Here is a 9,352-nt window from a genome sequence, read left to right on the forward strand (position 1 = left end):
GGTCTTCCTCGGCATCCGGCGCTGTGGACTGGAGCAGAGCCTCCGCCGCGAGCGCGGCATCGATGCGGCCCGCGACCTCGGCGGGCATACGGGGCGGACCCGGCATCGTGCCGAGCAGGCCCCGGATCTCCTCGAGTGAGGCGTGGACGTCCGCGCAGAGCTCGCACTCGTCCAGATGCCGGCGTACGTCGGCGGTCCGCTCCGGTGGCAGGAGTCCTTCGGTGAGGTCGGAGATCTCCGCGACGTCCGGGTGCTTCGCCCTGTCTGTCGTCGACGTCACGCTCGCCCACCTCCGCCCTTCACTGTCGCCGGGTCACTCGGTCCTGTGTCCGGGGGATCCGCTCGACGCGGTCCCGCTGCGGGTGGGACGGATGCCCCCTGCGTCCGGTTCCGTTCCGCCCCTTGTTTCCTGCTCTCATCGGAGCCGCCCGGCCTCAGATGGGTGAGCAGGGGCAGGAGTCTGGCTCTGCCTCGGGCGCAACGGCTCTTCACCGTGCCGGTGGGCACGTCGAGGATGCGGGCGGCTTCGGCGACCGGGTAGCCCTGCATGTCCACGAGGACGAGTGCCGCCCGCTGATCGGGCGGGAGGGTCCCCATCGCTTCGATGAGCTGGCGGTGCAGATCATTGCGCTCCGCGGGCGCCGAGGCGGACTCGTGGGGTTCCAGCAGCTGCTCCAGGCGCTCCGTGTCGTCGACCGGGGCGGTCTTCCGGGAGGCCGTCTTGCGCGCACGGTCCAGGCAGGCGTTCACCGTGATCCGGTGCAGCCACGTGGTGACGGCCGACTGGCCGCGGAAGGTGTGGGCGGCCCGGTAGGCGGAGACAAGGGCGTCCTGAACCGCGTCAGCGGCCTCCTCCCGGTCTCCCAGCGTCCGCAGGGCCACGGCCCAGAGCCGGTCGCGGTGACGGCGCACGAGCTCGCCGAAGGCATCGGGGTCGCCCTTCACATGGCGGGCCATGAGGTCCTGATCGCTCGTGTCGCCGTATGCGGTGCCATCTGCCATCGGACCCCCTCCCCCTCGCGTTCGCCGGGCTCAGCTCTTGAAGGTGACGTCGGTGACCGCTTGCTTGTAGCCGGGATCGCTGTAGGTGTCGCCGGGCGCGTGAGGAAGAGCGGTGAGCCACACGAGCACGTACTGGGTCTTCACCGGCTTGGTGACCTTCACCGTGGCAGTGTTCCCGCTCGTCGTGACGGTGCCGATCTTCTGCATCGCGTCGAGGGAGGACGGCTGCAAGGAGTCCGCCGCGTACAGCTCGACCGTCGTGTGGCTGCCGCTGTAGAAGAGCCCTATGGCCGCCGTCGAGACCTTCTGCTTCGAGCCGAGGTCGTAGACGATGCCCACACCCGGCTTGTACGGGGCGAGGACCGGGCCGTCGATGAAGCTGTTGGTGCGCCAGTACGTCGAGCTGTCACCGTCGTACGTCTTGCCGACGTCCGCCGGATGCTGGGCGTTGCCCTTCGCCACGTACTCCTGAGCGCCCTGGATCGCGAGCGGCTTGGGCGGCTCGGGCTTGTTGCCGTTCTTGTCGTCCCCGTCCGTGGTCTGGGTCTTGTTCGTGTCGTCCGCCTTGCCGCCATGGTCCATGAGGGCGTCCGCGAGCTGCCAGCTGCCCAGGCCGAGCGCGGCGATCAGCAGGGCCGAGACGGCCCACTTCAGTGCCTTGCCCGTGCGGCTCTGCAGCGGGGGAGGCGGGGCCTGCACCGGCTGGGTGACGCCGGGATGCGGCGCCGGACGGCCGTACGTGCCCTGCTGGTAGGTCGTGCGCTGGTACTCCGGTGGAGTGGTGAACGCGGGCTCCGGCGGGCGGATGCGGGGCATCTCGCCGATCGCCTTCACCAGTTCCTCCGGCGTGGTGCACGGCGACTCATGGCGCGAGGCGGTGGCCCCGTCGTTGGCGAGCGCCCGCATCGCGAGTTCGGACAGGCCGCGGTGGACCCCGGCCCGCACCTGGTCGGGCGGGATCAGGCCGATGTCCTTCGGCAGGCCGGACATGCCGTAGGCGTCGCTCTCGTACGGCCAGCGCTGGGTGAGAGCGGCGTACAGGAGGGCACCGATGGATTCGGTGTCGGTGCGCTGCGGGGCGTCGGAGCTGATGCCGCGCAGTGCCGCGTTCACGGCGAGGCCGCGGATGCGCCACTGGCCGGTCGAAGTGCGCAGTACGGCGTTGGGGTTCAGGCGCAGATGGGCGAGGCCCTCGCGGTGGGCCGCGGCCATGGCGGAGGAGACCTGACTGACCATCTGGTAGGCGTCGTACACCTCCAGCGGGCCGGCTGCCAGGAGCGTGGTCAGCTCGGTGGCGTCGGGGAGCCATTCGTGCACGACGTAGACGACGTCGTTCTCCTCGACGGCGTCCAGGACCTGGACGAAGCGGGGATCGCCCAGCAGGGCGGAGGAGCGGGCCGCGGCCAGGACGGACCGGGCACGCGAGTGGTCCGCGGGCAGGATGTGCACGCCGACGGCGCGGCGGAGCTTCTCGTCCACGGCACGCCAACTGCTGAATCCGTCCAGACGGGTGACGCACTCCTCGAGGCGGTAGCGTCTGGCCAGCTTGTGGCCGCTGTGCAGTTCGGGCGGCGAGGTCTTCCCGGAACCGTCGGTCCCGGTGTTCTCCTGTGCCTCGTCGCTGTCCGTGTCCCGCTCCCGGTTCTTGGCCACCCCGTCGGCCGTGGACTGGTCCGCCTGTGCGGTCAGCGACTGCTCGCCGCTGTTGTCTGCCACGTCGACGGCAGCTGTGCTCCGTTCCGCCACCGTCGTTCCCTGCCTCCCCATCCATTGCGCGTCGGTCGGCGTCCGTTGCGCGCCGTCCCACGCCGAAACCAATTGTGCCCACAGTCCGCCGCTATGCACGACACACGGGGGCTGACGATGGTTGTGCGCCTACCCCCTGCCTCAGCGTCCCAGGCGTCCGCGGACCATACCGACCAGAGAGTTGAGCTCCTCGATGCGCATCCGGCGGGCGGCGACGAAGAAGACGCCGAGCAGGACGGCCCCGCCCGCCAGGATCGCGGCGAACGAGCCCATGACGCCCTGGCCGAGCGCCTGGCTGATGCCGTAGCAGACCGCACCACTGAGCAGCGCGGCCGGCACCGACGCGATGCACAGCCGGGCGTACGTGCGCAGCACTCGCGCGCCGTCCAGGTCCCCGCCCAGACGCTTGCGCAGCCGGCGCCAGGCGACGCCGACGCCGAGCGCGTAGGCGACGCCGTACGAGGCGGCCATGCCGACCACGGCCCAGCGGGCCGGGAGCACGAGGAAACACACGGCCGACGCGATCGCGTTGCCCGCGGCCACGATGACCGTGTTGTAGAAGGGGGTTCGGGTGTCCTCGTACGCGTAGAAGGCGCGCAGGACGACGTACTGCACGGAGTACGGGATCAGGCCCAGGCCGAAGGCCATCAGCATGTAGCCCATGTTGGTCGCTTCGCTGGTGCCCGAGGAACCGAAGATCAGCGTGCACATCGGGATGCCGAGCGAGACGAAACCGAAGGCGATCGGCACGATCGCGACGGCCGTGGTGCGCAGGCCCTGCGAGATGTCGTCGCGGACGGCGCCGCCGTCGTCCTCGGCCGCCGAGCGGGAGATGCGCGGCAGCAGGGCGGCCATCAGGGAGACGGTGATGATGGCCTGGGGCAGGCCCCAGATCAGCTGGGCGTTGGCGTAGGCGGCGAAGCCCGTGCCCTCCACAGGCGAATCCAGGCCCGCGGCGGTGGAGAGTTGGGTCACCACCAGAGCGCCTGCCTGGTTGGCGAGGACGAACAGGATGGTCCACTTGGCGAGCATCGCCGCCTTGCCCAGCCCGTGCCCCTTCCAGTCGAACCGCAGGCGGATACGGAACCCGGTCTCACGAAGGTACGGAATCATCGCCAGGGCCTGGACGACGAGGCCGAGGAGGACACCCACGCCGAGCAGCCGCTCGCCCTCCGGCGGGATGTTCTCGACGGTCATGCCGGAGTCGGCGGCGGTGCCGTAGACCCAGATGAACGTGCCGAGCGTGACGATGATGACGATGTTGTTCAGGACCGGGGTCCACATCATCGCGCCGAAGCGGCCGCGCGCGTTGAGGATCTGACCCATCACCACGTGAACGCCCATGAAGAAGATCGAGGGCAGGAAGTAGCGGGTGAAGGTGACGGCGACGTCGTTGGCCGCGGGGTCGGTGGCGACCGGGTTCGACAGCGCGCGCACGAGGAGCGGGGCGGCCAGCCACGCGAGGGCGGTGAGCGCGGCCAAGGCCACCATGACGAGCGTCAGCAGACGGTTCGCGTACGCCTCGCCTCCGTCCTCGTCGTCCTTCATCGCCCGCACGAGCTGCGGCACGAAGACGGAGTTGAGGCCACCACCGACGGTCAGGATGTAGATCATCGTCGGTAGCTGGTAGGCGACCTGGAACGAGTCGCCGAGGAGACCGAGGCCCAGCGCTGAGACGATCATCGCGGACCGGATGAATCCCGTGAGGCGGGACACCAGCGTGCCCGCCGCCATCACGGCACTGGACTTCAGCAGGCTCCCGGCCCGGCCGCCCTTCTTCGGGGCGGGTGCGGGAGCCGGTTCCGGGGCCGGGGCCTCGGCGGCGGGGGGCGGAGTGGCCCCCGCGTAATGGCCGGGTGCCGCGGACGGACCGGGCACCGGCGCGGATGCGTAGGGCCGGCCATCCGCCGACGGGTGGCCGGGATGCCCACCGCTGTGCTGCTGGGGGTATCCGCCGCCCTGCTGCTGGTCGGGAAAGGTGCCGCTCTGCTGCTGGTCGCGGAAGAGGTGGGCGAAGGCGTCCGGCTCGTGGCGCCGGTCTCCGGCCTGGCCCACCAGGTCGTCCACACCCACGAACTGTGTCGTGCGCGGGTCGTCGCCGTACGGCAGGTACTGCGTCGTCGGTCCGTCCGGCTCAGGCGCGGGGGTCTGGGCCCACACCCGCGGATCGGGAGCGTACGGCGACTGGGGCGGCTGTCCGTAGAGCGGCTGCTGAGGGGGGTACGTGCCCGGAGGGGGCGGAGGGTGTGCGGCGCGGTCGTAGAGCGCCTCCGCGACGGGATCCTGGGCGGCGATGTCCTGCGCCCGGTAGGGGTCCTGGTCGTAGGCGTCCTGGACGTACGGGTCGGCGGGCGGCTGCGGCACCTGGTCGTGCCCGGGCGGCGGACCCTCGGGGGGGCCCGACTCGGGGTAGCCCGAGTTGCCCGCGGCATGGCCGCGGTCACCGTCGTACGGCGCGTTCATGGTTACCCCACCTCATCGTCCCCGGCCCACCGGCCACGACATACTCAACGGTCCACTCTCTCACCCGTGCCGGACGGGTCGGTGTTCTCCGGTGCGGTGTCCGGTGCCGGGTCACTCGGCTGCTCCGGGGCGTCTGCCCGGGCACCGGCCTCGGACTCCTCGGTGAGACGCGCGGCGGGGGCCTCCGGGTTCTGCGGGCCGTCGACGTCCTCGACCGCCTCGTCGTTCTGCTCCTCGGCCTCGCGGGCCGCGGCACGCTTGCGCTGCGTGTACATCCGGAAGCCGGCGAGGACGAGCAGCAGGACACCGCCGCCGATGACCAGCATCACCGTGGCGGTGATCTCGGTGACCTTCACGTCGAAGGTGACGGGGTCGCCGTACTTCTGGCCGTCCTGGGTGTACAGCTGGGCGACCACCGTCGCCCGACCGTTGGCGTTGGCGGACGTGGTGAACTTCACCGACTGGCTGTGCCCGCCGGAGACGGTGATGGGCTGCTCCTCGTAGGAGTCGCCGCCGATCTCGAGACGGGTCGGGTTGGTCGAGGTGAGCCGCAGCACCAGGTGCTCGACGCCCTGCACCAGGTTGTTCTGGACCGTCACGGGGATCGTGGCGCTGCGGCCGGAGAGCTTCGTCTCCGACTTGTCGATGAGCTTCACCTGGTCGATGAGCGTGTCGAGATACGACTCCACACCGCTCCGGTAGATCGCCGCATCGGTTTCCCGGCCCCGCCAGGACACGGACATCCCCCGGTTCAGGGCGCGCCCGAACGGGGTCACCACCCGGGACTGGTCGGAGAGGACCACTGTGAACTTGTCGAGCTTGGCCTGCGTCCTCGCGATCTGCTCGAACGCCGACCGCGGCAGCTCGTGCTTGCGCAGCGAGGAGGGGTACGCGGAGGCCGGGGGAACCTTGGTGGTGGCGGCGGGATCCGGCTTGGCCTTCGCGGCCGCCGCGAGGTCCTGGGGTTCGGACCAGGTCCCGTCCTGGAGGGCGGTCAGCGCCTCGGCCATCGTCTGGGCCTGGCTCGCGGACGGTGTGCGCTGCGGGGCGACGACGACGCTGCGCTGCTTGCCCGTCTGGAGGCCGAGCGTCAGGCTCTGGGCCAGGAACCGCTGCACCGCTTGTGTGGACGTGGAGGCCTTGGTCATGTCGCCCTGGAACGCCGTGGACAGCAGGGCGTCCGCCACGACGGCCGTGGTGCCGCCGCCGATGGGGCGGGGCGCGGAGGGCGTGTACGACAGGCCGCCGGTCTCCTCGAAGGTGTCGCTGCGGGCGATCACCTTGTCGGCGCCCGCAGAGGTGGCGACCTTGATGATCGAAGGGTCGACGGCGCCGTTCACGGGCCAGGCGAAGTCCGTGGTCGGCTTCACGTGGAGGATCGACTCCACCGTGTCGACGGCGACGTCCGTCGCCTCCTTGAGGTGGCTCAGCGAGCCGGTGACGGCGGTGCCGGTGTGGGCCAGGGAGGCCAGATCGGGGTCGCCGAACGGCAGCGCGACGACCTCCTTGTCCGCCACCGCCTGCTGCACCTCGGCGAGCCATCGGTCGGCGATCTTCTGGTGGCTGCCGGCCGTGTTGTCGCCGCCCTCCCCCCGGACCTCGTAACTCTCGGTCATCGCGTCGACGGATGCCAGCAGGTCCGGATCGATCACCCAGGTGACGTCCAGATCCCTGCCCAGCGCCACCATGCGGTCCAGCCGACCGCCCGGGGCGATCTCCTCGGCGAGCTCGTCGTCGCGGAAGACCGGTGTCTGCTGTTCGTCCGAGCCCGTCTCCGCCGTCATGTGGGCGGTGGAGATCAGCGGCCACAGAAACGTCGTCTTCGTCTGTGTGCCGGCTTCCTCGGGCTGCCACGGCAGGAAGGTCCGCTGGACGCCGAGGGTCTGCTCCCAGGGCTGCGCGGAGGTCTGCCCGGCGAGCGACACGGCCAGCTGGTAGACGCCGTCCTTCCCGAGGTTCAGCTCGTCGACCGGTACGGAGATGCTGAAGGGCCGCGAGACGCCCGGGGTGAGCTTGGGAAACTCCTCGGAGTATTTGTCGTTGATCTCCGGGTTGACGACGCTCTGGACGTCGTCGCTGTTCCGGGCGGCGTTGTCGATACCCGAGCGGGTGTTCAGCAGCGGACCCACCCGCAGGCCGACGTGGGCGTCGGTGACCGTCTGCTTCCCCTTGTTGGTCACCGTGCCGGACACGGTGACGGTGTCCCCCTCGGTGGGGACGCTGGGGGTGAGCGAGTCCACGGAGACGGAGACCGGCCCCGCGCCGGAGGCGGCCCGCGGTGCGTCCTGTCCGGCGGCGTCCGCGGGAGCCGCGGCGGGGAGCTGGAGAAGCCCGGCCAGCAGGGGCACTCCGGCGAGCAGGGCTCCCAGGTGCCGCAGCCGACGGAGGGCAGGTGAGGGACGGGTCCCCTGGAAGTCTGCCGCCTCGGCCACGCGCTCGCCCGTCCCTCGTCGTCGTCAGTGGTCGTCGGAATGTGCGTCCACGCATGGTAACGATGCTCGCGGAGGGGAAGTGCCACGGACCGTTCCCCAAGATCGGGGGGAGAGCCGGCCTGTCCTGTATGTGACCGTATAAAGAGGAATGCGTCCCCGCGTCTCAAGGGCAGGCCTTGTGCAGGTATCGACGAGTGGTCGCGAGCACGGAATGGAGGAGCTTCCGGCCGCCCGCGCCACGTACCCTCTTCTGTTGTGCCGAACGCCAACGAAGAAACCAGTGCCCTGAGCCAGGCGCAGGACCGCGCAGTGAGTGAACTGCTGCGGGTCGCCCCTGTCGCCGACGACCTCGCCCGCCGCTTCCAGGAGGCCGGGTTCTCACTCGCCCTGGTCGGCGGTTCGGTGCGGGACGCACTCCTCGGCCGCCTCGGCAACGACCTGGACTTCACGACCGATGCCCGCCCACAGGACGTGCTGAAGATCGTGCGCCCCTGGGCGGACGCCGTCTGGGAAGTGGGGATCGCCTTCGGGACGGTCGGTGCGCAGAAGAGCGGCTACCAGATCGAGGTGACCACCTACCGGTCGGAGGCGTACGACCGCACCTCACGCAAGCCGGAGGTGTCGTACGGCGACTCCATCGAGGAGGACCTCGTCCGCCGCGACTTCACCGTGAACGCGATGGCCGTCGCGCTCCCGGAGAAGCGGTTCATCGATCCGCACGGTGGCCTCGACGACCTCGCGGCGCGTGTGCTGCGCACTCCGAGCACACCCGAGGAGTCCTTCTCCGACGACCCGCTGCGGATGATGCGGGCCGCGCGCTTCGCCGCCCAGCTCGACTTCGAGGTGGCGCCCGAGGTCGTGGTGGCGATGAAGGAGATGGCCGCGCGCATCGAGATCGTCTCCGCCGAGCGCGTGCGGGACGAGTTGAACAAGCTGATCCTGTCCGGGCACCCTCGCAAGGGACTGTCGCTGCTCGTGGACACCGGGCTCGCCCGGCATGTACTGCCCGAGCTGCCGGCCCTCCGGCTGGAGCGTGACGAGCACCACCGGCACAAGGACGTCTACGAGCACACGCTGATCGTCCTGGAGCAGGCGATGGCCCTGGAGGACGACGGTCCCGACCTGACCCTTCGCCTGGCGGCCCTGCTGCACGACATCGGCAAGCCCCGTACGCGGCGCTTCGAGAAGGACGGTCGCGTCTCGTTCCACCACCACGAAGTGGTCGGGGCAAAGATGACGAAGAAGCGCATGACGGCGCTCAAGTACTCCAACGAACTCGTGAAGGACGTCTCGCGCCTCGTCGAACTTCACCTGCGCTTCCACGGCTACGGCACGGGAGAGTGGACGGACTCCGCCGTCCGCCGCTACGTCCGCGACGCGGGGCCGCTCCTCGGCCGGCTTCACAAGCTGACCCGCTCGGACTGCACCACACGGAACCGGCGCAAGGCTGCTGCCCTCTCACGTGCCTACGACGGCTTGGAGGCGCGGATCGCCAAGCTCCAGGAGCAGGAGGAGCTGGACGCCATCCGCCCGGACCTCGACGGCAACCAGATCATGGAGATCCTGGGGATCAAGCCGGGGCCGGCCGTCGGGCAGGCGTACAAGCACATGCTGGAGCTCCGACTGGAGAACGGCCCGATGGAGCACGATGCGGCGGTCACGGCGCTCAAGGAGTGGTGGGCCGGGCAACAGGGCTGAGGTGGTGAAGC

At 70.3% G+C, this 9,352-nt stretch carries 6 protein-coding genes; 1 reads left to right on the forward strand and 5 read right to left on the reverse strand.

Annotated features, from left to right (window positions below; genetic code table 11):
• The 5 genes from RIM90_RS19225 to RIM90_RS19245 all read right to left on the reverse strand — a co-directional run.
• On the reverse strand, positions 1-280 hold a 280-nt coding region (locus RIM90_RS19225), incomplete at its 3' end, for a zf-HC2 domain-containing protein (RefSeq protein WP_375165481.1).
• On the reverse strand, positions 277-1,002 hold the full coding sequence (gene sigM / locus RIM90_RS19230) for an RNA polymerase sigma factor SigM (protein WP_309061958.1): 726 nt from the start codon (positions 1,000-1,002) through the stop codon (positions 277-279). The genes RIM90_RS19225 and sigM, both read right to left, overlap by 4 nt.
• A gap of 30 nt (positions 1,003-1,032) precedes the next feature.
• The gene (locus RIM90_RS19235) at positions 1,033-2,748 is read right to left on the reverse strand and encodes a serine/threonine protein kinase (RefSeq protein ID WP_309061959.1); all 1,716 of its coding nucleotides are present in this window, start codon (positions 2,746-2,748) and stop codon (positions 1,033-1,035) included.
• 141 nt (positions 2,749-2,889) lie between these two features.
• A complete protein-coding gene (gene murJ / locus RIM90_RS19240) occupies positions 2,890-5,211 on the reverse strand; it encodes a murein biosynthesis integral membrane protein MurJ (protein ID WP_309061960.1) in 2,322 nt (773 codons plus the stop codon).
• A 44-nt stretch (positions 5,212-5,255) separates the two neighbouring features.
• Positions 5,256-7,643, reverse strand: a complete 2,388-nt coding sequence (locus tag RIM90_RS19245) for a DUF6049 family protein (protein WP_309061961.1) — start codon at positions 7,641-7,643, stop codon at positions 5,256-5,258.
• A gap of 255 nt (positions 7,644-7,898) precedes the next feature.
• Here RIM90_RS19245 and RIM90_RS19250 point away from each other — a divergent pair, with 255 nt between their 5' ends.
• Positions 7,899-9,341, forward strand: a complete 1,443-nt coding sequence (locus tag RIM90_RS19250; protein WP_309061962.1) for a CCA tRNA nucleotidyltransferase — start codon at positions 7,899-7,901, stop codon at positions 9,339-9,341.
• Positions 9,342-9,352: the final 11 nt, after the last annotated feature.

Origin of the sequence: Streptomyces sp., assembly GCF_031181555.1 — a bacterium.
Classification (GTDB): domain Bacteria; phylum Actinomycetota; class Actinomycetes; order Streptomycetales; family Streptomycetaceae; genus Streptomyces; species Streptomyces fimbriatus.

Coding starts and splice junctions, on each gene's coding strand:
- sigM (WP_309061958.1), bottom strand. CDS start 1,002: ATGGCAGATGGCACCGCATACGGCGACACGAGCGATCAGGACCTCATG.
- murJ (WP_309061960.1), bottom strand. CDS start 5,211: ATGAACGCGCCGTACGACGGTGACCGCGGCCATGCCGCGGGCAACTCG.